A 20,900-nucleotide genomic window follows, 5' to 3' on the forward strand; every position below is an offset into this window, starting at 1 on the left:
GGTTGAAGTGAGCAGCGACGCGAGCGAGAGCATGAGCGACGACTGGGCGATGAAATTCTCCAGTACCCACAATGGCCGCGTTGCACTGGTTACCGGTGCCGCGCGTGGCATCGGTCTGGGCATTGCAGCCTGGCTGATTGCCGAAGGCTGGCAAGTGGTGCTGACCGATCTGGACCGCAAGCGTGGTTCGAAAGTGGCCGGTGCGCTGGGCGAAAACGCCCTGTTCATCACCATGGATGTCGCCAGCGAGGAACAGGTCGCAGCGGGCGTTGCCGAGGTGCTCCGGCGCTTCGGGCGGCTGGACGCGCTGGTGTGCAATGCGGCGATTGCCGATCCGCATAACACCACACTGGAAAGTCTTGAGCTGTCGCACTGGAATCGCGTGCTGGGCGTCAACCTTGGCGGGCCGATGCTGCTGGCCAAACACTGTGCGCCTTATCTGCGCGCGCACTGCGGCAGCATCGTCAACCTGACCTCGACCCGTGCCAGTCAGTCAGAGCCTGATACCGAGGCCTATGCCGCCAGTAAGGGCGGTCTGATGGCGCTGACCCATGCGCTCGCCATCAGTCTGGGTCCCGAGATACGTGTCAACGCTGTCAGCCCCGGCTGGATCGACGCGCGAGATCCTTCATTGCGCCGCGCCGAACCCTTGTCAGAGGCCGATCATGCGCAGCATCCTGCTGGCCGGGTAGGGACAGTGGAGGACGTGGCGGCAATGGTCGCGTGGCTGCTTTCCCGCAATGCCGGTTTTGTCACCGGGCAGGAATTCGTGGTCGATGGCGGCATGACCCGCAAGATGGTGTACGCCGAGTAGTTGCGCATCCGTGTTTGCAGGCGGGTGTGTTTGGCAGGTTGTGGCGTGTGGTGCGATTGAAGCGGTTTTTAAAAAAACTTCAATCAGGCTATTGACTTAGGTTCGTTAGGTGCGTAAATTTCGCGGCCTCAACGAAGCAAAGGGTGATTAGCTCAGCTGGGAGAGCAGCTGCCTTACAAGCAGCGGGTCGGCGGTTCGATCCCGTCATCACCCACCATCGTTGAGTTTGAAAGCTGATGTACGAGGGCTTTCAAAGTTGAAATCGGACGCAAGTCCACACTGCGCAGCGGTAGTTCAGTCGGTTAGAATACCGGCCTGTCACGCCGGGGGTCGCGGGTTCGAGTCCCGTCCGCTGCGCCATATTTGTACAGATTCGGTTTTCCGGGTCTGAGGTTGAAAGGCTCAAGCCGCTCAATCCGATGTACAGGAAACAAGCTACCGAAAGTTTGTTTCAAACAGGTTTACAAGCGATACGCAGCGGTAGTTCAGTCGGTTAGAATACCGGCCTGTCACGCCGGGGGTCGCGGGTTCGAGTCCCGTCCGCTGCGCCATACAAAGCTTCAAGGCCCTTGAACTCCTTGAAGCAACAGAAAAGCGACCCAAGGGTCGCTTTTTTGTTGTCTGCGATTTGTGGCCGTTTCTATCCGCGTGACGCGCCTTGTATCGAATCGTTGCGAACTCTGCGTTGATCCTGGGTCGGCCTTGTTGCAGACTTGTCGCCATTTCCAGTTTGCAGTCTTGCTGGCAGTCATTTCCTTCCTCAGGATTATCGATGCTTAATTTACTGAACGTTCGTACCGCGTGCGTTGTGTCCATGCTGTTCCTGGCTGCCGGCTGTTCTTCGCCCAAGCAGGCGGTCTACGACCATGAGCATTTCGACGATGCCGGGACGTTTTCCCGCAGCTACCCGGCAACGGATCTGTCGTACTGTGAAGCCGGACGCCGGGCCTTGCTGAGTCAGGGATACATCATCACCAGCAGCGATCCGAAAATGATTGCCGGGCGCAAGAGCTTTCAGCAGACGGGTGACACGCACATCGAGATCAGCTTCAACCTGGTGTGCGCCGCCGACGTGACAGCGGGCAGTTCGACGATGTTCGCCAACGCCCTGCAGGACCGCTACGCACTCAAGAAAACCAATAACTCGGCGAGCCTCGGGGTAGGGGTGCTGGGTTCGGTGTCGATGCCGATCGGCTCTACCGATGATTCGATGGTCAAGGTGGCTAGCGAGACTGTTGCGTCTGCCAAGTTCTACGAGCGTTTCTTCGGTCTGGTGGAGAACTTCCTGCCGCCGGAGGTGAAGAAGGCTGCGCATATCGTCGAGAAACCAAAGGCTGATCTGGGTGTGCCTGACCCGGCGCCTGCCGGAGCTGTGCCCAAGGCCGCAGAGCCTGCGCAACTGGCACCTAAAGCGGTTGAGGCTGCGCCCAAGGCTGAACCGGTTACCGAGCCCAAGGCCGAGTCCGCAACGCCGGCTGCCAGCGAGCCCGTACCGGCACCGGACGAGCCTGCCTCGTTCAAGGCCGAGACCGTCACGCCACCCGAGGCTCAGCCGGTCGAAATGACCACCCCCGCGCCGGTCGAGACCCAGCCAGCGCAGTAGTAGCTTCACACTGATCGTTCCTCACGCTCCGCGTGGGAATGCCTCTCAGGACGCTCCGCGTCCGGTGTACGCACCCGCGAGACCTGCATAAGCAGATCCAATTGGGACGCGGAGCGTCCCGGGCTTCATGTCCACGCAGAGCGTGGGCACGATCGGTATAACTTCAGCTCTCACACTGATCGTTCCTCACGCTCCGCGTGGGAATGTCTCTCAGCACGCTCCGCGTCCCGGTGTACGCAGCTTTAAGTCCTCAGCCCAAAAACAACCGGTACGCCGGGTTCTCGCTTTCATCCCAGTATGGATAGCCGATCTCGGTCAGTGCCTGGCTCACCAGGTGCCGCTCGTCCTCAGGCACCACCAGCCCTGCAACCACTCGACCATCCGCCGCGCCGTGGTTGCGGTAGTGGAACATCGAGATGGTCCAGCGTCCGCCCAGACGGTTAAGAAAGTTGAACAACGCGCCGGGGCGTTCGGGGAATTCGAAGCGCAGCACCACTTCATCGCTGACCCGCTCGGCGTGTCCACCCACCATGTGGCGGATGTGTAGCTTGGCCAGTTCGTTGTCGGTCAGGTCCAGCACCGGAAAGCCCTGTTCGGTCAGGCTGGCGATCAACGCGCTGCGCGGATCGTTCTCCGGATGGGTCTGCACGCCGACGAAGATGTGCGCTTCGCGGTCGGTGTGGTAGCGGTAGTTGAATTCGGTGATCTGCCGTTTGCCGATGGCCTCGCAGAACGCCTTGAAGCTGCCCGGCCGTTCGGGGATGGTCACGGCGATGATCGCTTCGCGGCCTTCGCCCAGTTCGGCACGCTCGGCCACGTGGCGCAGGCGGTCGAAGTTGACGTTGGCCCCGGAATCTATTGCTACCAAAGTCTGGCCGCTGACACCGCGTTGTTCGACGTACTTCTTGATCCCGGCCACGGCCAGCGCGCCGGAAGGTTCAGTGATGGAGCGAGTGTCGTCGTAGATGTCCTTGATCGCTGCACAGATTTCGTCGGTGCTGACCGTGATCACTTCATCCACGTAATGACGGCAGACCTCGAAGGTATGATGGCCAATCTGCGCCACGGCCACGCCATCAGCAAACAGCCCGACCTGACTGAGCACCACACGCTCGCCTGCGGCCATGGCGGCTTGCAGGCAGTTGGAATCGTCCGGCTCGACGCCGATCACCTTGATCTCGGGCCGCAAATACTTCACGTAGGCCGCAATCCCCGCGATCAGTCCGCCGCCGCCCACCGGCACGAAGATCGCGTCCAGTTGGCCCGGCTGCTGACGCAGGATTTCCATGGCCACCGTGCCTTGACCGGCAATGGTGTCTGGATCGTCATAGGGATGGATGTACACAAAACCCTGCTCATCGACCAGCTTCAGCGAATACGCCAGCGCCTCGGGAAACGAATCGCCATGCAGCACCACGGTCGCCCCGCGTGAGCGCACGCCTTCGACCTTGATTTCAGGCGTGGTGCGCGGCATGACGATGGTCGCCTTGATGCCCAGCTCCCGCGCCGCCAGCGCCAGCCCTTGCGCATGGTTACCGGCCGAGGCCGTGACCACACCGCGCGCCGCGTCTTCAGCGGTCAGTTGCGCCAGCTTGTTGTAAGCGCCGCGAATCTTGAACGAGAACACCGGTTGCAGGTCTTCGCGCTTGAGCAGCACCTGATTGCCGAGCCGCTCGGAGAGTTGACGCGCGCCGTGCAGCGGCGTCTCGATGGCGACATCGTAGACGCGCGAGGTGAGGATCTTGCGGGCGTAGTGATTGAGCAGATCAGGCTGGCCATGACTCATCGCGTCGTGTCCTTGCAGGTCGTTGTTTCGCAGGAGGCGTTGCAGGAAGAGGCAACGATCGAGTGCGCGGTTGCAATGAGGGCGATAGAGCGATGGATAGTGATCATGTCTGACTCCTGTTGAGCATTCAGTGGCTCTGGAGGCAGAAAAAAACCCGCCTCCAGGGCGGGTTTTTTGCAAACGTCGGCTGCAAACGTCGGCTAACCCGCCATGACTGGAATGACGGTAATAATAATCTGGCCGAGGTTTTGCTGGATGAGGTTCATGTGGCCGAGGGTAGGGCGGCCGGGGCAATGAAGTCAAGGCTTGATTGCCAACATCCCGAGACGTCCGGCTTCTGAAGATCCTGTCAGGCTTTTCGTTTATTGATGGGTATCAACATTTTTATTTCACATTGGCACTTTAATGTTGATCCAACGGTCAGTTATTCCAGCTTTACTGACCGTCGTAACTGACCCTGTTAAAACCACTGCATGACTCACTCAGCCGGAGGGCGAAGAAATGGATGAATATCAGGAAGAACTGCTCGAATATCGCGCATCGGAGCTGGACCCGGTAGAGCCGGCCGACGACGCTACCGAACTGTGAAGGGCTTCAGGCACTTCGACGCTGGCTGCGGCGGAACTCCCCCGGAGTCTGTCCGTTCCAGCGTTTGAAGGCGCGTTGAAAGGCTTCGGCCGACGCGAAACCCAGCAGATAGGCAATCTCCCCGAACGCCAGTTCGGTGTCGCGAATATACGTCATCGCCAGATCACGTCGCGTGTCATTGAGGATGGCGCGAAAACGAGTACCTTCTTCGGCCAGCTTGCGGCGCAGTGTCCAGGTCGGCAACTTCAGCCGCGCGGCCACTTCCTCCAGGTCCGGTTCCCTGCCTCCGCTCAATAAAGGTCCCAGCAACTGAGTGATGCGTTCACGCAGACTGCGTGTGCGGGTCAGCTGATCCAGTTCCTTCTCGCACAACTGCAGCAGATGCCGCCAGGTGCTCGGGCAATGGTCGGGATTCTTCAGTGCCAGACAGTCCAGATCCAGCCGAAGCTGGTTGGTGGTCGCACCGAACGCAATCGGGTTGTCGCTCAAGTGGGCGTATTGCGCGGCGTACTCAGGTGCGTCGAACTCGATTTCGACCCTTTGAGCGCGCAGTTGGCGACCGGCCAGCGATGACAGTTGCGCGACCCATCCGCTCAGAATCGAGTCCACGACAAAGCGGTTGTAACTGTTATAGGGACTGATGGAATAGAAGCGTATCCACGCCCCGCCAGCCTCTTCATGAAAGCTCGACTGGCCCCGGTAGTTTGCGCCATACAGAGGCTCGAACCGGATCATGGTGCGGGCTGCCTCGCGTACATTCGGTGCCTGGGCTGCGGTGACACCGGCAAGCCCTGCCTGACCGAGCCTGCTCAGCGCCCCCATGCGCAACCCCAGGCCCGGTTGGTTGGTAAGCCGGATGGCGGCGTGGCCCAGGCGCATGTAGCGTGGAATCGACAGCCGTGCACCGGCCTCGCTCAGGCGGTCCGCATCCAGACCGTATTGTTCGAGCAGCAGGTCGGGGTCGTGCCCGAAACTGCGTACCGCGTCGGTCAGGCTCTGTACGAAACCCACCGAGAGATCGCCCAGGCGCAGGGTCAGGTTCGGCATGTTCAGAGCCAGACGTTGATCAGGCGGGCACCGCCGTCAGCAGCATTTTCCAACGGTTGCTCGGTAATGGTCTGACCGCTGCGGCTGACAAAGCTCTGCCCGGAGGTGCCGTGATTCCAGAATTGCCCGTGCATGAACACGCTGATACCGGCCCTGGCGGTGCTCTGTGGTTCGTGTGCGATGAGGGTCAGGCGGTGCCAGGCTTCGCGTTCGCTCAGGCTGCCGGGCTCAAGGTCCAGCGTCGGCGTGTCGTGCGTGCGGGTGCCATGCCAGGTACCCGACCAGCTGTTTTTTCCGTTTACAAAGGCCGGTACGACGATCAGCTCGACGTTTTGCTGATTCATCCGTGCGTAATTATCGGGGTACCAGCTGTCGGTGCCGATGAGGATCCCCAACCGGCCGGCCGGCGTGTCGATCACATTGATCCGGGAGTCGCCTGCCGCTTTGACGTAACGCTTATGGTAGCGGCTGGTAAACAGCTGGCGCTGGGGCTGACCCAGCGGCTTGCCGTCACTGCCGAAGGTCACGCTGCTGTTGTACAAGGCGCCGCTGCCGACCTGCAACTGCCCGTCTTCCACGCGTGGGTCAGGCAGTACGATGGAGCCTGCCACCAGCGTTACCTCGAATTCCTTGGCCAGCCCGCCGAAAACGTTCTGATAATCGCGCACCATGGAGCGGGCCTTCATCCGCAGACGGGCATCGTCCAGACGCTTTTCGCCCTCGGCAGTCATCATCGCCGTGACGAATTTCAGGGGATTGCTCCAGGCCAGCCAGTCCATGGACTCGTCCACGGTCGCAGCCTGATAGAACTGGTTCTTCTCACCACTGGCATACAACCAGGTGCCGATGTGCTCAGGCAGCACAACGATGGTCCGGGCATTGAGCAGTCCCTGATCGCGCGCTTGCTGCAGGTAGGCTGCCAGTTTGCGATGCAGATGCGATAGGTCCTGATAATCGGTGGGAAACAGCTCGGGCTCGATGCCCAGCAGGTTTCCCCGCTCGCCGGGTTGCCCTTCATTGATGGCCAGGCGGATGCGCAGATCCGAGAGGTAGTGGCCCATGGGGCGCTGCTCGGTCCAGAGCGCGTAACTGACAACGCTGACCAGGCTCACCAGAATGAGGCACGTGGCAAAGAATTTACGCATAAGAGGGGCGCACGGCTGCCTGAGTGAAATAGTCGACTAGGGTAGGACTACACCCGGCGCTTGCCAAGGGGTGCTGCGCGTTTGGATCAATAACTTGTCACTTTCGGTCATTGAGTGTGATCGGGCGGCTCTTTACTGTTGCGCCATAGAGGGTCTACAGGATCCTGATGAAGAGGGCACGCAGAGGCCCTCATCTACCCGTGATTGAAACGATGGAGCTCCGCCATGACTGCTGCTCATTACCCGCATCTGCTGGCCCCGCTGGATCTGGGCTTCACCACGCTGCGCAACCGCAGCCTGATGGGCTCGATGCACACCGGCCTTGAAGAGAAACCAGGCGGTTTCGAGCGCATGGCGGCGTACTTTGCCGAGCGTGCACAGGGCGGTGTGGGCCTGATGGTGACGGGTGGCATCGCGCCGAACGAAGAAGGCGGCGTCTACGAGGGTGCAGCCAAACTCACGACTCAGGAAGAAGCCTTGCAGCATCGCGTCGTGACCCAGGCGGTTCACGAGGCAGGCGGCAAGATCTGTCTGCAGATTCTGCATGCCGGGCGCTATGCGTACAGCCGCAAGCAGGTCGCGCCCAGTGCGATTCAGGCACCGATCAACCCGTTCAAGCCGCGTGAACTGGACGAAGAGGGCATCGAAAAGCAGATCAGCGATTTCGTGACCTGCTCGACCCTTGCTCAGAGCGCGGGCTATGACGGCGTGGAGATCATGGGGTCGGAAGGCTACTTCATCAATCAGTTCCTGGCCGCGCATACCAATCACCGCACCGACCGCTGGGGCGGCAGTTACGAAAACCGTATGCGTCTGGCGGTAGAGATCGTGACGCGTGTGCGTCAGGCCGTTGGCCCGAATTTCATCATCATCTTCCGCCTGTCGATGCTGGACCTGGTCGAAGGCGGCAGCACCTGGCAGGAAATCGTGCAACTGGCCAAGGCCGTCGAACAGGCGGGCGCGACGATTATCAACACCGGTATCGGCTGGCACGAAGCGCGGATTCCGACCATCGCCACCAAGGTCCCACGCGCCGCGTTCAGCAAGGTCACGGCCAAGCTGCGTGGCTCGGTGAACATTCCGCTGATCACCACCAACCGGATCAACACCCCGGAAGTCGCTGAACGGATTCTCAGTGAAGGCGATGCGGACATGGTCTCCATGGCGCGGCCTTTCCTGGCTGATCCGGAATTCGTCAACAAGGCTGCGGCCGGGCACGCCGACCTGATCAACACCTGCATCGGCTGCAATCAGGCGTGTCTGGACCACACCTTCGGCGGCAAGCTGACCAGTTGTCTGGTCAATCCGCGCGCCTGTCACGAAACCGAACTGAATTACCTGCCCACCCGACAGATCAAGAAGATCGCCGTGGTCGGCGCAGGCCCGGCAGGACTGGCAGCGGCTACGGTGGCTGCCGAGCGCGGACATCAGGTGACCCTGTTCGATTCCGCCAGCGAAATCGGCGGTCAGTTCAACATCGCCAAGCGCATTCCGGGCAAGGAGGAGTTTGCCGAAACCCTGCGTTATTTCACTCACAAGGTGCAGGACACCGGTATCGACCTGCGTCTGAATACCCGCGTGACTGCGCAGGACCTGTTGGGCGCGAGCTTTGACGAAGTGATCCTCGCGACGGGCATCGCTCCGCGTATGCCGGCCATTCCCGGTATCGACAACCCGAAGGTACTCAGCTATCTGGACGTGATTCTGCAGCGCAAGCCAGTCGGGCGCAGCGTGGCGGTGATCGGCGCCGGTGGTATCGGTTTCGACGTGTCGGAGTATCTGGTCCATCAGGGTATCGCCACCAGTCTGGACCGGGAGGCGTTCTGGAAGGAGTGGGGTATCGACACCACGTTGGAAGCGCGCGGTGGCGTGGCGGGGATCAAGCCTGAAGTTCATGCGCCGGCGCGTCAGGTTTTCCTGTTGCAGCGCAAGAGCTCCAAGGTTGGCGACGGTCTGGGCAAGACCACCGGCTGGATTCATCGCACGGGCTTGAAGAACAAGCAGGTGCAGATGCTCAACAGCGTTCAGTACCTGAAAATCGACGATGCCGGTTTGCACATCCGCATCGGCGAAGAGGGTGAGGAAAAGCTGTTGCCGGTGGACAATATCGTGATCTGCGCCGGGCAGGACCCGTTGCGTGAACTGTATGACGATCTGGTCGCGGCGAAGCAGAGCGTGCATCTGATCGGTGGCGCGGACGTCGCAGCCGAACTGGACGCCAAGCGGGCCATCGATCAGGGCTCGCGGCTGGCCGCTGGGCTGTGACATCGCACGCGGGCAGGTAAACTGCGGCTCGTTTCATAACCGGCCTTCACCATGATCCGCGATGCCCTTGACTGGCAACCCGTTGCAGCGCTTGAACCCCTCGACTTCGACTGGTTGCAACAGGCCGGGGTCGAGGTCAAGGTTTTGCGTCTGGACCTCATCGACCCGCTGATCAGCGGCAACAAATGGTTCAAGTTGATCGGGCACCTGACTCAGGCCGTTCGCGTCGGGGCAACGGGTGCGATCAGCCTGGGCGGTGCCCACTCCAACCATCTCCACGCGCTGGCCGCTGCGGGCAAGCGCTTTGGCTTCCCGACCGTCGGCCTGTTGCGGGGTCATCCGCAGGACACGCCAACTGTGCTCGACTTGCAGGCCTTCGGCATGCAGTTGCACTGGCTCGGTTACGCCGGTTATCGCGAGCGTCATGCAGCGGGTTTCTGGTGCCCCTGGCAGGCGAGCTATCCCGGGTTCTATCCGATTCCTGAAGGCGGTGGCGGTTTGCCGGGGACCGAAGGCTGCGCACGGCTGTTGTCGCTGGTAGGCAGTCAGCTCGGGCAATCGGGTTGGGATGATTACCACGGCTGGTGGCTGGCCGCCGGGACCGGCACGACGCTGGCCGGACTGGTCATTGCCGAGCAGGGTAGCCATCCGGTGTATGGCGCGATGGCGGTGCCGGATGATCATGGTGTCGCGCAGAACGTTGTGGCATTGATCGGTGATGACAAGCCCGGCTGGCAGTTGCTCGATGCCAGCCGAGGCGCGTTTGCCAGAACTGACACTGTGTTGCTGGAGTTCATAAACCGCAGTGAAACGCAAAGTGGCGTGCCGCTTGAGCCGATCTATACGGGCAAAGCCTTGCTGGCACTGCATGACGAAGTGCTGGCTGGCCGCTTCAAGCCCGGCACCCGTCTGGTTTTTGTCCATACCGGTGGGTTGCAGGGCAGACGTGCGATGGGGCTAAAGCCCGCGCCAGAGCCTTTGGCATGAAACCTGTACCAAATGCGCCGAGGCGTCGGCCCTGAATATGCGGATGACTGTTCTGGACTGAGGTGTCCGGGTCGCTGTCTCGATAATCGATCCATTCCAGATCAATACGCCGAGGTCAGCATGACAACTACCGCCGCAGAACACGTGGATCCTGCCACGCTGAGAAAAGTCATCGTGGCCGCTGCCATTGGCAACTTTGTCGAATGGTTCGACTTTGCCGTCTATGGCTTTCTGGCCACCACCATCGCCTTGCAGTTCTTCCCCAGCGGCGACACCAGCGCCGCACTGTTGAAAACCTTCGCTGTGTTTGCCGTTGCGTTTGCGTTCAGGCCGTTGGGCGGCATCTTTTTCGGCATGCTGGGTGACCGAATCGGCCGCAAGCGGACGTTGGCCATGACCATTCTGCTGATGGCGGCGGCAACAACACTGATCGGTTTGCTGCCCACGTACGCCGCCATCGGTGTGACCGCGCCGATTCTTCTGACCATCATCCGCTGCGCTCAAGGTTTTTCGGCGGGTGGTGAATATGCCGGTGCCTGCGCCTACCTGATGGAGCATGCTCCGCGCACGCAACGCGCCTGGTACGGCAGTTTCGTCCCGGTCTCGACGTTTTCCGCCTTCGCGGCGGCGGCCGTGGTGGCTTACGCGCTTGAGGCTTCGTTGTCCGCTGAAGCCATGGGCAGTTGGGGCTGGCGTCTGCCGTTCCTGATCGCCGCGCCGCTGGGGCTGGTGGGTTTGTACCTGCGCTGGAAGCTGGATGAAACCCCGGCGTTCCAGGCGGTCACCAAGGAGCACGCGGTCGCTCATTCACCGCTCAAGGAAACCCTGCGTAACCACGCAGGCGCTATCTGTTGCCTGGGCGCGTTCGTGTCGCTGACGGCGCTGTCGTTCTATATGTTCACCACCTATTTTGCGACCTATCTGCAGGTGGCGGGCGGCTTGAGTCGGGCGTCGGCGTTGCTGGTGTCGTTGATTGCCCTAGCGTTTGCCGCCGCGATCTGCCCGCTGGCAGGGGCGTATTCTGACCGCGTAGGGCGTCGCGTCACCATGGCCACGGCTTGCATACTGTTGATGCTGGTGGTGTTCCCGTCGTTTTTGATGGCCAGTTCCGGCTCGTTCGCAGCGTCCGTTGTCGGCGTGATGCTGCTGGCAGTCGGCGCTGTATTGTGTGGTGTGGTCACGGCAGCGCTGCTGTCGGAGACATTTCCGACCCGCACGCGGTACACCGCGTCGGCCATCACCTACAACATGGCTTACACGCTGTTTGGCGGCACGGCACCCTTGATGGCGACCTGGCTGATCAGCACGACCGGCAGCAACCTGTCCCCGGCGTTCTACCTGATTGCCGTGGCGGTGATGGCGATGGTGGGCGGTCTGGCCCTGCCCGAGACTTCCAGGGTTTCGTTGCATGATGTGGCGGTTGCGGATAACGGGGCTGCAGTGGCTTCGGCCCAGACGCATGCGTAACGTCTGCTTACGGATGTGACGCGCAGCGTCACGGGAGGCATGCCCACGCGGAGCGATGGGCACGATCAGTCAAGTCACGGATCACCGATCGTTACCACGCTCCGCGTGGTAATGCATCTCAGGACGCTCCGCGTCCCGGCGTGCACGCAGATATACCCCGGTGATCAGACTCTTTGGGACGCAAAGCGTCCCGAGCGGCATGCCAACGCGGAGCATTGGCACGATCACTCAAATACCTTGTCCTTGCCAGCGGCTGAACCGGTTTACAAAAACGCAACAAAACGTGGCACACCTGCTTCAAAAAATGGCACATTGGCGCGCCCTGGTACGCGTGACACATCTTGTAATCATCCGTCCGGGGACACCCGAAAATCTTTTATGGATGAATCCCATGGCGACCAGTGCTCAGCCAGGTGCGGCGACGGCCACGACAACCCCACAATCCAGCCCGCTGGTGATGCGCATCATCGGTGCGGTTGCCCTCGCGCACCTGATCAATGACCTGATCCAGGCGATCCTGCCGTCGATCTACCCGATGCTCAAGGCCAGTTATGACCTGAGTTTCACCCAGATCGGCCTGATCACCCTGACGTTTCAGATCACTGCGTCGCTGTTGCAGCCCTGGGTCGGCTATTACACGGACCGCCATCCCAATCCGCTGGTGTTGCCAGTGGGCTCTATCTGCACCCTGATCGGCATCGTGATGATGTCGATGGTCGGCACCTTTCCGCTGATCCTGCTCGCCGCCGCGCTGATCGGCATCGGTTCGTCCACCTTTCACCCGGAAGCCTCGCGTATTGCGCGACTGGCCTCGGGCGGGCGTTTCGGGCTGGCGCAGTCGACGTTTCAGGTGGGTGGCAACACCGGCTCGGCGTTCGGCCCGTTGCTGGCGGCTGCGATCATCATCCCGTTCGGGCAGGGCAATGTGGCCTGGATCGGCCTGTTCGCGCTGTTTTCGCTGGGCCTGCTCTATGCGATCAGCCGCTGGTATCGCGCGCACCTGAACCTGTTCAAGCTCAAGGCCGGGCAGGCCGCCACGCACGGTCTGTCGAGAAACCGGGTGATCGCCTCGTTGGCCGTGCTGGCGTTTCTGGTGTTCTCCAAGTTCTTTTACATGACCAGCCTGACCAGCTACTTCACGTTCTACCTGATCGAGAAGTTCGACCTGTCCGTGGCCAGCTCACAACTGCATCTGTTCCTGTTTCTGGGCGCGGTGGCGGCGGGTACGTTCTTCGGCGGCCCGATTGGCGACAGGATCGGTCGCAAGGCGGTCATCTGGTTCTCGATCCTCGGTGCCGCGCCTTTCACCCTGGCGCTGCCTTACGCAGACCTGTTCTGGACCAGCGTGCTGAGTGTGATCATCGGTTTCGTGCTGGCGTCGGCGTTCTCCGCCATCGTGGTCTACGCCCAGGAACTGGTACCCGGTAATGTCGGCATGATTGCCGGGCTTTTCTTCGGGCTGATGTTCGGCTTCGGCGGTATCGGCGCAGCCTTGCTCGGCAGTCTGGCCGACAGCCACGGCATCCTCTTCGTTTACAACCTGTGTTCGTATCTGCCGCTGCTTGGCATTCTCGCGATCTTTCTGCCCCGGACTAAATGATGCTAATAGCAACGCTGATCTTCCTGTTCACCATCACGCTCGTCATCTGGCAGCCCAAAGGGCTCAGTGTCGGATGGAGCGCAGTGCTCGGGGCGGGTCTGGCGTTGCTCACCGGCGTGGTTCATCTCAGCGATATTGCAGTGGTGTGGGGCATCATCTGGAATGCCACTGCCACTTTCATTTCGCTGATCATCATCACGTTGCTGCTGGATGAGGCGGGTTTCTTTTCCTGGGCGGCGCTGCACGTGGCGCGGTGGGGCAATGGCAAGGGTCGGCGTCTGTTCGCGTTCTTTGTATTGTTCGGCGCACTGGTGTCGGCGCTGTTCGCCAACGATGGCGCGGTGCTGATCCTGACGCCGATTGTGATCGCGATGATGCTGGCGCTGCGTTTTTCCCCGGCCTCGACCCTGGCCTTTGTCATGGCTGCCGGATTCATTTCCGACACTGCCAGCCTGCCGCTTGTGGTGTCGAATCTGGTGAACATTGTGTCGGCGGATTATTTCAAGATCGGCTTCAACCGCTACGCGGCGGTGATGGTGCCGGTCAACCTGGTCAGTGTTGCGGCCACGCTGGCGGTATTGATGCTGTATTTCCGTCGTGACATCCCGCATGACTTCGATCCGGAGCAGCTTGAGAAGCCGGAAACCACCATCAAGGACCGGGCAACCTTCATGGCTGGCTGGTGGGTGCTGCTGATCCTGCTGGTGGGCTGTTTCGCACTTGAACCGCTGGGGATTCCGATCAGCGCGATCTCGGCGACCTGCGCGGTGCTGTTGCTGGGCATCGCCGCCAAGGGCCATACGATTTCCACGCGCAAGGTCGTCAAGGAAGCACCGTGGCATATCGTGGTGTTCTCGCTGGGCATGTACTTGGTGGTCTACGGCCTGCGCAATGCCGGGCTGACCGGTTATCTGGCCAGTCTGCTGGACTGGTTCGCCGGTTACGGTATCTGGGGCGCGGCGATGGGCACGGGCGTGATGACCGCGTTCCTGTCGTCGATCATGAACAACATGCCGACGGTCCTGATCGGTCTGTTGTCCATCGAAGGCAGTCATGCGACCGGTGCCATTCAGGAAGCGATGATTTACGCCAACGTGATCGGCAGCGACCTGGGACCGAAAATCACCCCGATCGGCAGTCTGGCAACCCTGCTGTGGCTGCACGTGTTGCAACGCAAGGGCATCACCATCGGCTGGGGTTATTACTTCAAGGTCGGCATCGTGCTGACCTTGCCGGTGTTGCTGATCACACTGGCGGCGCTGGCAGTGCGATTGGGTTGAACGGATGGCTGGTGTCGGCCAGGTTCGGCCACAGGTCCGACACCAGAAACAATCGCTCGGCTTCTTCCCACTCGCCGTCGGCATTCTCGGTCAGGCGCACCAGCAGCTGCGCCGGTGCCAGCGGGTCGAGCTGGGTCAGCCAGTCCTGTAACTGTTCACTGCTCCACGCCCGTCGATAGTGCGCGGGTGCCAGCCAGGCGTGGCGGGGCAGAGGTTGCCAGCGACCTGTTTCGCTCTGGCTCATGAACCGCTCCCAGTCGCGCTGATGCAGCCAGCGGCCTTTCAAATGTTGAAGATGCGCTCCGGCAGGTGGATCGGCAGACCCCGGCCAAGGGTAGAGCAGATACCCACCCAGCCACAGCTCGGCGCTGAATGTCTCGATGCCCAGAGCTGCCAGGGTCGAGCGACTTTCCGGTCGTGAAGAAATCGGCAGTTGATGCTGGCTCAGGTGCGCCAGCTTGCGATCCAGCCGGTCGTGACAGCCAGGGCCCAGCCATTGCGTCGGGTCGCTGCCGTCGCCGTCCTGCGGGCCGAGATACAACTTGATCGCCAGCTCCACGTGATGCACGCCGTCACGGTCGCGCAGCAGCATATCCAGTTCGCCCAGTGTCTGACCGTCCAGGCGGATCGGCAGGTTGGCGGCGATGATCTCCACGCCCGGCGCGTGCTGCACTGCGAATTGCCAAAGTCTTTCGTAATAACGCCCCAGACGGCGAGTGGAGGCCTGCGCGATCCAGTACTCCAGCTCTCGGCTGTTCTGATCCAGTTCACGGAGGAAATCGGCCAGTCGTTGCGGCGCCTCGACCCAGTCGCTCCCCGCCAGTGGATGGCGTTGTGGCCAGGGCGTGGCATCAAGCATGGGCGGCGCCAGAATGACCCACGCAAGGTCGCGCACCTCAGGGTGTCGCAACTGACGCGGCAGGTCGATCAGATCGGGGAATAAAGTCATGTATCGAGAATAGCTTGAGTAGGGTATGGCAGGTCGAGTGTTTTATCAGGCGCCAGGTCGATAGTGTTCACACCACAGGCGATCAATTCACTATCACGCTGTCAGACCTGCCAAAGCGATCATTGCTTCGTAACAATTGCTTCGTAGCAAATCTTTCGCAGCAATTGATTCGTAACAATGACAGGCATATCTTGATGCTGGCATTTTAATGTGAGCTTGTGTTCAGGCATTGAATGGCAGCGGGTTTTAAAACCTATCGTTGTTGACAGTGTGGTACAGCGAACGGGGCAATATTGGTCGTGATCAGGGTTTGGAAGGCCTGGAGTTTTCAATGAATGCTGAAATGCAGGCCCGAATAAAGAATCTTCTCTCACCTGCCGTTGCACTTGCGCAATGTCTGGCGATCCTGTGCTGGGTCATTGTTCTGTTGGTGACGCCTGGCGTCCAGTACGGCGTTCTGGAAGTCGCGCTTACCCTGGGGCTTCTTTCTATTTGTGTGGTGCAATGCCGAGCAAGGAATTTCAAGGTCTGGCGGCTGGCGGGCGTTCTCTTCGTGATCATGGTCGCCTGCTGTTTTGCCAGAGCCAGTCAGTTGAACAGCGCCATGGGCGTCAATTGGGCACTGCCCATTGCCGTGATGATTATTCTGGGGTCGACATTGTTGATGGTTTATACCCGGGATTATGTAGTCGTAACGATGCTCTCCTGGGTCATTCTCTCTCCCGCGCGTGGTATTGAACCCGGCGCGGTTGCTTATATATTCATCGCGCTGCTGTTTATTGCATCGACCAGCCTCGGTATTCTTCTCAATCACACCTACACCCGGACGATTAGAAATGTACTGTCGCTGGAAAGCCGCTTTCGCGAACTGTCGTTGACTGATCACCTGACGGATATATTGAATCGCCGCGCCCTGATGGAGTCGCTTGAGTATCATCTGGATGCCCGAAGTGCCGGTTATTTTCTGATGCTGGATATTGATGACTTCAAGCGGATCAATGACGAGTCCGGCCATGACGTCGGTGACGACGTGCTGCGATACATGGCATCGTGCCTCAAACGAACGGATGGCAGCCTCGCGTATGGCCGTCTGGGCGGTGAGGAGTTCGGCGTGATCCTGCCGGTCTGCAGCGAGCACCAGGCGCTGGACTATGTGAGCCGTCTGCTGGACACCATCAGGCAATCAGCGACCGGTTACCCCTTTACCTGCAGCGCCGGGCTGGCTGAAATCGACGCCGAATCGACCGCTTTTCAAGTGCTAAAGACGGCGGACGTCAACCTGTATCAGGCCAAGGGGGCAGGCAAGGACATGGCCTTCTGGAAAAATTCGCCGCTGTCTGACTCAACGGCAGGGCGTTTCTACCCCGAGCGTGATCAGGTGCAGGCTCTGGTGCCATCGCCTGGCCTGGAGCCCTGAAACGGCGTCTGCTGCTGCACGTCCGTTTGCCGCTGCGCGGTGCTTTCGCCCATAATCCCCTTTTCCAAGCCGTCTCGAACCCGCAGCAGGAGTCTCATGGAGCAATTTCGCAATATCGGCATCATCGGCCGCCTGGGCAGTGTTCAGGTGCTCGATACCGTGCGCCGACTCAAGAAATTCCTGTTGGACCGGCATCTTCACGTCATCCTTGAAGAGACCATCGCCGAAGTGCTGCCGGGTCACGGCCTGCAGACCTCGTCACGCAAGATGCTCGGTGAAGTCTGCGACATGGTGATCGTGGTCGGCGGTGACGGCAGCCTGTTGGGTGCTGCCCGGGCGTTGGCCAGGCACAACGTGCCGGTTCTGGGTATCAACCGGGGCAGCCTGGGGTTCCTGACCGACATTCGTCCCGACGAGCTGGAGGTCAAGTGCGCCGAAGTGCTGGACGGGCATTATCTGGTCGAGAACCGTTTTCTGCTGCAGGCCGAGGTTCGCCGTCATGGCGAGGCGATCGGGCAAGGCGATGCGCTTAACGACGTGGTACTGCACCCCGGCAAATCGACGCGGATGATCGAGTTCGAGATCTATATCGATGGCCAATTCGTGTGCAGCCAGAAGGCGGACGGCCTGATCGTTGCCACCCCGACCGGTTCGACAGCCTATGCTTTGTCGGCGGGCGGCCCGATCATGCACCCCAAACTCGACGCCATCGTCATCGTGCCGATGTACCCGCACACCTTGTCCGGCCGGCCCATCGTGGTCGATGGCAACAGCGAGCTTAAAATCGTGGTGGCCAAGGACATGACGATCTATCCGCAAGTATCCTGCGACGGGCAGAACCACTTCACCTGCGCGCCCGGCGATACCATCACGGTCAGCAAGAAACCGCAGAAGCTGCGCCTGATTCACCCTCTGGACCATAACTACTACGAAGTCTGCCGCACCAAGCTCGGCTGGGGCAGCCGGCTTGGTGCTGGAGGCGACTGATGATCGATCCGGCGCGTGGCTACGATCTGATCGGTGACGTGCATGGGTGTGCTCATACCCTGGAGCATCTGCTGGAGCTTCTCGGTTACCGCCTCCAGGCTGGCGTGTGGCGCCACCCTGAACGCATCGCGATCTTTCTCGGTGACATCATTGACCGCGGGCCTCGCATCCGTGAGTCGCTGCATATCGTTCATGACATGGTCCAGGCCGGTCAGGCGTACTGCATCATGGGCAACCATGAATTCAACGCACTGGGCTGGGTTACGCCGGCGTTGCCGGAAAGCGGCCACCGTTTCGTGCGTGAGCACACGCCGCGTCACGCCAAGCTGATCGGCGAGACGCTGGCGCAGTTCGAACAGCATCCCGATGAGTGGAAAGCCTTCGTCGAGTGGTTCTATGAGCTGCCGCTGTACCTGGATGCAGGGCGTTTCAGGGTGGTGCATGCCTGCTGGGATGCGACCCTGATCGATCCGCTACGCGGTCTGCACGGCACCGGTTGCATCGATAAACACTTCGTCCAGGCCTCGGCCGTGCCCGGCAGTTTTGCCAGCAATGTGTTCAATCGCCTGCTGCGCGGTACCGACATGCGCCTGCCGCACGGTTTGACCCTTACCGGTGGCGACGGCCTCACCCGTGCCTTCTTCCGCACCAAGTTCTGGGAAGACGATCCGCAGACCTACGGCGATATCGTGTTCCAGCCCGACGCGCTGCCCGAGGGCGTGGCCAAGACGCCGTTGTCCACTTCCGAAAAGAATGCGCTGCTGCGTTACGGCAGTGACGAGCCAATGCTGTTCGTCGGTCATTACTGGCGCAGTGGTATTCCTGCACCCATCCGGCCGAACCTGGCCTGTCTGGATTACAGTGCCGTGCTCTACGGCAAACTGGTCGCTTACCGACTGGATCAGGAAACACACATCGATCCGGACAAATTTGTCTGGGTCGACGTACAGCGTCCCGAGGTTTCACGATGAACCCTGTTGCAGCACTGCGTCTGCCGTTGAACGCTGACCTGAGCGGTTTTGTGACCCTTTTGCAGCGTTTGCAGATTCCGCATCGGGTCAGTGAGGAAGTGGGCGAACAGGTACTGTGGGTGCCGGATGCGGGAGAGTTGGTGCAAGACGTCCGAGAGCTGTACGAGCGCTTCCCCCAGGGTGACGAAGCCTTTCAATTGCCCGGCAGCACCCAGGCTCCGGTCACCGGCGGTCCCGGTGTGATGCATCAGTTGCGACGTTGCCCGGTGACCGCGCTGGTATTGCTGGTCACGCTGCTCGTCGCCGGTCTGACCTTGCTGGGCGACAATCTGGAAGCCATTCGCTGGCTGACGTTTCTGGACTTCCGTATTCAGGGTGATTACGCCACCTTCCTGCCGCTGGATGACATGCTTGCCAGTGGTCAGTGGTGGCGGATCGTATCGCCCATGCTGATTCACTTTGGCATCCTGCACCTGGCCATGAACGGCATGTGGTACTGGGAGCTGGGTCGGCGGATCGAGATTCGTCAGGGCAGCTGGCAGTTGTTGGGTCTGACGCTGCTGTTCTCGGCAGTGTCCAACTATGTTCAGTACCTGTCGTCCGGTCCGAGTCTGTTCGGTGGGCTGTCCGGTGTGCTTTATGGTCTGCTCGGCCATTGCTGGATTTTCCAGATGCTGGCGCCCAATCCTGTCTACCGCCTTCCGCGCGGCGTGCTGGCGATGATGCTGATCTGGCTGGTGCTGTGCCTGTCGGGTCTGGTGAGCATGCTCGGCTTTGGCGAAATCGCCAACGGTGCCCACGTCGGCGGCCTGATCATCGGTTGTATTACCGGCCTGCTGGGTGGTGCGCTCGCGCGCCGCAAGGCCTAAAATTGCCCGCTATTTTCTGGAGTGCGCCATGTCGTCTTTTGTAGAAATGATTGAAAACATCACCCCGGATATCTACGAGAGCCTGAAACTGGCCGTGGAAATCGGCAAATGGTCCGACGGTCGCAAGCTGACCCAAGAGCAGCGCGAGCTGTCGCTGCAGGCATTGATCGCCTGGGAAGCGCAGAATCTGCCTGAAGACCAGCGCACCGGTTACATGGGCCCGCAGGAATGTTCGTCCAAGTCGGCACCGGTGCCCAATATCCTGTTCAAGTCGGATGCCATCCATTGATCGAGATTGGACGCGGCGCCGTCAACAAGATGTCCGTGCGCCAGGACGACGATTCGTCGCTGGTGCAGTACGCTTTTCGCCTGGGCGACACTGAAATCGCCGTCAACCCGCTGATCGGCAAGACGGTCCGTCTGGAATTTCTGGGCGCGATTCATTGCAGCCACTGCGGTCGCAAGACCAAGTCCAGCTACAGCCAGGGTTATTGCTACCCGTGCATGCTCAAGCTGGCGCAGTGCGACGTGTGCATCATGAGTCCGGAAAAATGCCATCACGACCAAGGCACTTGCCGTGATCCGTCGTGGGGCGAGCAGTTCTGCATGACTGACCACATTGTCTACCTGGCCAATTCGTCGGGCGTAAAGGTGGGTATCACGCGTTCCACCCAGTTGCCGACCCGCTGGCTGGACCAGGGCGCCAGCCAGGCGCTGCCGATCCTGCGGGTCGCTACGCGTCAGCAGTCGGGCTTTGTCGAAGACCTGCTGCGCAGTCAGGTGGCCGACCGTACCAACTGGCGCGCCTTGCTCAAGGGCGATGCCCAGCCGGTGGACCTCAAGGCCATCCGTCAGGAGCTGTTCGACACCTGCGGCGCGGGCCTGCTGGGACTGCAAGAACGATTCGGTCTGCAAGCCATCCAATTACTTCATAACGCCGAGCCGGTCGAGTTTCGCTATCCGGTCGAGGCTTATCCGACCAAGATCGTAAGCTTCAACCTGGACAAGAACCCGATTGCCGAGGGCACGCTGCTGGGGATCAAAGGCCAATACCTGATCTTCGATACAGGCGTGATCAATATTCGCAAATACACGGCCTACCAGCTGGCCGTGCATCAGTAAAAG

General features: G+C 60.4%; 17 protein-coding genes and 3 tRNA genes. 16 read left to right on the forward strand and 4 right to left on the reverse strand.

Annotation, left to right across the window (positions count from 1 at the left end):
* Nucleotides 1–31 precede the first annotated feature (31 nt).
* From AC0IXS_RS22845 to AC0IXS_RS22865, 5 genes are all read left to right on the forward strand, one after another.
* Entirely contained in the window at nt 32–814 is a 783-nt protein-coding gene (locus tag AC0IXS_RS22845) for an SDR family oxidoreductase (protein WP_043306496.1), read from the forward strand.
* A 141-nt stretch (nt 815–955) separates the two neighbouring features.
* Nucleotides 956–1,031 (forward strand) — tRNA-Val (locus AC0IXS_RS22850).
* A gap of 66 nt (nt 1,032–1,097) precedes the next feature.
* Nucleotides 1,098–1,174 (forward strand) — tRNA-Asp (locus AC0IXS_RS22855).
* A 114-nt stretch (nt 1,175–1,288) separates the two neighbouring features.
* Nucleotides 1,289–1,365 (forward strand) — tRNA-Asp (locus AC0IXS_RS22860).
* A 221-nt stretch (nt 1,366–1,586) separates the two neighbouring features.
* Nucleotides 1,587–2,417, forward strand: coding sequence for a DUF2242 domain-containing protein (locus AC0IXS_RS22865; RefSeq protein ID WP_057408122.1), 831 nt, complete (start codon nt 1,587–1,589; stop codon nt 2,415–2,417).
* A 250-nt stretch (nt 2,418–2,667) separates the two neighbouring features.
* Here the strand turns inward: AC0IXS_RS22865 and ilvA are convergent, their stop codons facing one another.
* The 3 genes from ilvA to AC0IXS_RS22880 form a co-directional block, all read right to left on the reverse strand.
* Nucleotides 2,668–4,203, reverse strand: a complete 1,536-nt coding sequence (gene ilvA / locus AC0IXS_RS22870) for a threonine ammonia-lyase, biosynthetic (protein WP_122659731.1) — start codon at nt 4,201–4,203, stop codon at nt 2,668–2,670.
* A gap of 594 nt (nt 4,204–4,797) precedes the next feature.
* The gene (locus AC0IXS_RS22875; protein WP_057410536.1) at nt 4,798–5,838 is read right to left on the reverse strand and encodes an AraC family transcriptional regulator; all 1,041 of its coding nucleotides are present in this window, start codon (nt 5,836–5,838) and stop codon (nt 4,798–4,800) included.
* A gap of 2 nt (nt 5,839–5,840) precedes the next feature.
* A complete protein-coding gene (locus AC0IXS_RS22880; protein ID WP_122667583.1) occupies nt 5,841–6,983 on the reverse strand; it encodes a carbon-nitrogen hydrolase family protein in 1,143 nt (380 codons plus the stop codon).
* A gap of 225 nt (nt 6,984–7,208) precedes the next feature.
* On the opposite strand from AC0IXS_RS22880, the gene AC0IXS_RS22885 reads away from it, so the two are divergent.
* The 5 genes from AC0IXS_RS22885 (at nt 7,209) to AC0IXS_RS22905 (ending at nt 14,582) form a co-directional block, all read left to right on the forward strand.
* Nucleotides 7,209–9,248, forward strand: coding sequence for an oxidoreductase (locus AC0IXS_RS22885; protein WP_471825752.1), 2,040 nt, complete (start codon nt 7,209–7,211; stop codon nt 9,246–9,248).
* A gap of 51 nt (nt 9,249–9,299) precedes the next feature.
* Nucleotides 9,300–10,235, forward strand: coding sequence for a 1-aminocyclopropane-1-carboxylate deaminase/D-cysteine desulfhydrase (locus AC0IXS_RS22890; RefSeq protein WP_449117629.1), 936 nt, complete (start codon nt 9,300–9,302; stop codon nt 10,233–10,235).
* A gap of 120 nt (nt 10,236–10,355) precedes the next feature.
* A complete protein-coding gene (locus AC0IXS_RS22895; RefSeq protein ID WP_057410532.1) occupies nt 10,356–11,702 on the forward strand; it encodes an MFS transporter in 1,347 nt (448 codons plus the stop codon).
* Nucleotides 11,703–12,093: 391 nt separating this feature from the next.
* The gene (locus tag AC0IXS_RS22900) at nt 12,094–13,302 is read left to right on the forward strand and encodes an MFS transporter (RefSeq protein WP_057410531.1); all 1,209 of its coding nucleotides are present in this window, start codon (nt 12,094–12,096) and stop codon (nt 13,300–13,302) included.
* The gene (locus tag AC0IXS_RS22905) at nt 13,302–14,582 is read left to right on the forward strand and encodes an arsenic transporter (protein WP_057410530.1); all 1,281 of its coding nucleotides are present in this window, start codon (nt 13,302–13,304) and stop codon (nt 14,580–14,582) included. The genes AC0IXS_RS22900 and AC0IXS_RS22905 overlap by 1 nt, the downstream gene beginning before the upstream one ends.
* On the opposite strand, the gene AC0IXS_RS22910 is transcribed toward AC0IXS_RS22905, so the two are convergent.
* Entirely contained in the window at nt 14,548–15,531 is a 984-nt protein-coding gene (locus AC0IXS_RS22910) for a DUF1853 family protein (protein ID WP_057410529.1), read from the reverse strand. The two genes, AC0IXS_RS22905 and AC0IXS_RS22910, sit on opposite strands and share 35 nt — an antisense overlap.
* A 331-nt stretch (nt 15,532–15,862) precedes the next feature.
* On the opposite strand from AC0IXS_RS22910, the gene AC0IXS_RS22915 reads away from it, so the two are divergent.
* The 6 genes from AC0IXS_RS22915 to AC0IXS_RS22940 all read left to right on the forward strand — a co-directional run bounded on the left by AC0IXS_RS22915 (nt 15,863) and on the right by AC0IXS_RS22940 (nt 20,897).
* Nucleotides 15,863–16,948 carry a GGDEF domain-containing protein gene (locus AC0IXS_RS22915; RefSeq protein WP_122667580.1) on the forward strand — a complete coding sequence of 362 codons (1,086 nt, stop codon included), beginning with the start codon at nt 15,863–15,865 and terminating at the stop codon, nt 16,946–16,948.
* Nucleotides 16,949–17,044: 96 nt separating this feature from the next.
* Entirely contained in the window at nt 17,045–17,935 is an 891-nt protein-coding gene (locus tag AC0IXS_RS22920; RefSeq protein WP_004884525.1) for an NAD(+) kinase, read from the forward strand.
* Nucleotides 17,935–18,906 carry a metallophosphoesterase gene (locus tag AC0IXS_RS22925; RefSeq protein ID WP_004884524.1) on the forward strand — a complete coding sequence of 324 codons (972 nt, stop codon included), beginning with the start codon at nt 17,935–17,937 and terminating at the stop codon, nt 18,904–18,906. The genes AC0IXS_RS22920 and AC0IXS_RS22925 overlap by 1 nt, the downstream gene beginning before the upstream one ends.
* A complete protein-coding gene (locus AC0IXS_RS22930; RefSeq protein WP_057410527.1) occupies nt 18,903–19,775 on the forward strand; it encodes a rhomboid family intramembrane serine protease in 873 nt (290 codons plus the stop codon). Before AC0IXS_RS22925 ends, AC0IXS_RS22930 begins: the two co-directional genes overlap by 4 nt.
* 28 nt (nt 19,776–19,803) lie before the next feature.
* Nucleotides 19,804–20,064 carry a YeaC family protein gene (locus tag AC0IXS_RS22935; RefSeq protein WP_004884522.1) on the forward strand — a complete coding sequence of 87 codons (261 nt, stop codon included), beginning with the start codon at nt 19,804–19,806 and terminating at the stop codon, nt 20,062–20,064.
* Complete coding sequence (locus AC0IXS_RS22940) at nt 20,061–20,897, forward strand: DUF2797 domain-containing protein (RefSeq protein WP_163033495.1); 837 nt, start codon at nt 20,061–20,063, stop codon at nt 20,895–20,897. Before AC0IXS_RS22935 ends, AC0IXS_RS22940 begins: the two co-directional genes overlap by 4 nt.
* Nucleotides 20,898–20,900 lie beyond the last annotated feature (3 nt).

It is taken from the genome of Pseudomonas sp. AC016, assembly GCF_979253365.1.